The following is a 2,341-nucleotide window of genomic DNA, read 5'->3' as shown; positions in this document are numbered from 1 at the left end:
AACTCCTCGACACCGCCCTCACCACACCCCAACCCCACCTCCTGCCCCTCCCCATCAACACCCACACCCTCAGCAACCGCCACGACGGCGTCCCGGCGATTCTGCGTGGACTGGCTCGCACGCCCGCGCGTCGCACCGCCCGCACCGAACCTGTCTCCGGCAGCGGGTCGGCGCTGGAACGCCGTCTGACCGGCCTGCTGGCGGCCGAGCAGGAACACGTGCTGGTGTCGCTGGTCTGCGCCGAAGCCGCAGCGGTCCTGGGACACGCCTCCGGTGAGGCGATCCAGGCGGGACGCCCGTTCAAGGATCTGGGCTTCGACTCCCTGACCTCTGTCGAGTTGCGTAACCGGCTGAGCCGGGCGGCCGGGATGAAGCTGCCCGCGACGCTGGTGTTCGACCACCCCACCCCGACCGCGCTGGCAGCTCATCTGCTCCAGCGCGTCACCGGCAGCAGCTCGGCCGTCGTGGCCGAGCCGGTGCGGGCCGCGTCCGCGTCCGCCGGGGTCGGGGAGCCGATCGCGATCGTGGCGATGGGCTGCCGCTACCCGGGCGGGGTGAACTCGCCGGAGGACCTGTGGGACATGCTCGTCCAAGGCCGTTCGGGCATCTCCTCCTTCCCCGAGGACCGGGGCTGGGATCTGGAGGCGTTGTATGACCCGGATCCGGACCATGTGGGGACCACGTATCTGCGTGAGGGCGGGTTCCTGAAGGACGCGGCCGGGTTCGACGCGGCGTTTTTCGGGATCAGCCCGCGTGAGGCGATCGCGATCGATCCGCAGCAGCGGCTGCTGCTGGAGACCTCGTGGGAAGTCATGGAACGGGCCGGGATCGACCCGGACACCCTCCGCGGCACCCCGACCGGCGTCTTCATCGGCGGAACACACACCGGATACGGTGCGGATTCACCATCGGCCGACGTCGAAGGCTACTTGGTCACGGGCACATCCAGTTCGGTGATGTCAGGACGGGTGTCCTACAACTTCGGTCTCGAAGGTCCGGCGCTGACGGTGGACACCGCCTGCTCCTCCTCCCTGGTCGCCATCCACCTGGCCTGCGAGTCCCTGCGCCGAGGCGAAAGCACTCTGGCACTCGCAGGCGGAGTGACCGTGCTCCCCAACCCCGAACTGCTCATCCAATTCAGCCGTCAGCGTGGTCTGGCGAGAGACGGCCGGTGCAAGGCGTTCTCGGATGAGGCCGATGGCACCGTCTTCTCCGAAGGCGTGGGCATCCTGCTGCTGGAACGGCTCTCGGAGGCGCAGGCCAACGGCCACCGGGTCCTGGGTGTGATCCGCGGATCGGCGGTCAACCAGGACGGTGCCAGCAACGGCCTGTCGGCCCCCAACGGTCCCTCGCAGGAGCGGGTGATCCGCCAGGCGCTGGCCAACGCCGGCCTGGCCCCGGGCGACATCGACGCGGTCGAAGCCCACGGCACCGGCACCAAACTCGGCGACCCCATCGAGGCCCAGGCCCTCCTCGAGGTGTACGGAGCCCGTCCCGAAGAACACCCCTTGTGGCTGGGCACAGTGAAGTCCAACCTCGGCCACACCCAATGCGCCTCCGGGGTGGCGGGTGTGATCAAGATGGTCATGGCCGCCCGCGAAGCCCTCCTCCCCCAAACCCTGCACATCACCACCCCCACCACCCACGTCGACTGGGAACAAGGCCAAATCCGCCTCCTCCAACACCCCCAAACCTGGCCCACCCACACCGACAAACCACGCCGCGCCGCCATCTCCTCCTTCGGCATCAGCGGCACCAACGCCCACCTCATCCTCGAACAAGCCCCCCACCCCACCCCCACAGGCACAGGCCCCGACACGGGCACCGGCACAAGCGCCAGCGCAGGGACTGAGGCAGGCACCGGTGCGGGTGCTAACACGGGCATCGGCACGGGTTCTAACGCGGGCACAGGCGCTGACACCGGCACGGGCACCGCAGCCCCGCAGCCCCTGCCCCTGATCCCGGTGGCCCTATCCGCCCGTGACCAGACCAGCCTGGCCGCCCAGGCCGCCCGCCTGGCCGGCCACCTCACCACCCACCCCAACCTCCCCCTCCACGACATCGCCCTGTCCACCGCCACCACACGCGCCCACCTCGAAGAGCGCGCCGTCATCCTGGCCCGCAACACCGACGACCTCCACCACGCCCTCAACCACCTCGCCGGCACAAACACCAACGACAGCACCGGCCTCGGCGCAAGTGACGGCACCGGCAACGGCGTCGCCAAGAACAACGGCAGCGTCAACGGCAGCAGTGACGCAGGCAACGGCAGCGACGGTGGCGACGGCTCAGGCACTGACGCGGCCGGTGGCACCGGCATCAACACCGCGACCGTCAACGG

1 protein-coding gene is annotated in these 2,341 nt (G+C 69.7%); it reads left to right on the top strand.

Annotation, left to right across the window (positions count from 1 at the left end):
* On the top strand, window positions 1-2,341 hold a 2,341-nt coding region (locus AB0L65_RS62800; RefSeq protein WP_364267571.1), incomplete at both ends, for a beta-ketoacyl synthase N-terminal-like domain-containing protein.

It is taken from the genome of Nonomuraea sp. NPDC052116, assembly GCF_040680035.1.
Taxonomy (GTDB): Bacteria; Actinomycetota; Actinomycetes; order Streptosporangiales; family Streptosporangiaceae; genus Nonomuraea; species Nonomuraea angiospora_A.
This window is presented reverse-complemented; position numbering and strand designations above follow the sequence as displayed.